The organism is Cellulomonas sp. P4_H12 (assembly GCF_056400905.1).
Genome location: NZ_JBFUKJ010000125.1, coordinates 1 through 567, shown reverse-complemented (window position 1 = coordinate 567; position 567 = coordinate 1). Strand labels below are relative to the sequence as shown.

Genomic DNA, 567 nt, shown 5'->3' with positions numbered 1-567 from the left:
ACATTCCGGTTGTGGTGCGGTTGTCGGGTGTTCTCGATGTCGATGCGTTGGGTGCTGCGGTGGCCGATGTGGTGGCGCGGCACGAGGTGTTGCGCACGGTGTATGTCGACTTCGACGGTGCCGGTCATCAGGTGGTGTTGCCGGCCGGTGAGGCGGTGATCGATCTGACGCCGGTGTCGGTGGATGCGGAGTCGGTGGCCGGTGCGGCGGTGGAGTTCGTCTCGGCGCCGTTCGACGTGACCGCGGAGGTTCCGCTGCGGGCGCGTCTGTACGAGGTGGAGTCGGGCGTCGAGTACGTGTTGGCGATGGTGGTCCATCACATCAGTGCCGATGGTTGGTCGGTGGCTCCGTTGACGCGTGATGTGATGGTGGCGTATGCCGCTCGGCGGGCCGGGCGGTTGCCGGAGTGGGCGCCGCTGCCGGTGCAGTACGCGGACTWCACGCTGTGGCAGCGKGAGGTGCTCGGTTCCGAGCAGGATCCGGGTTCGCTGGTGTCGGCTCAGTTGGACTACTGGATTGCTGCGCTGGCGGGTGTTCCGGATGTGCTGGAGCTTCCGACGGCTCGGC

At 66.9% G+C, this 567-nt stretch carries 1 protein-coding gene; it reads left to right on the top strand.

Annotation, left to right across the window (positions count from 1 at the left end; translation table 11 throughout):
- Positions 1–567 (top strand): condensation domain-containing protein (locus AC1DQC_RS20120; RefSeq protein WP_477052992.1); only part of this gene is annotated, 567 nt, incomplete at both ends.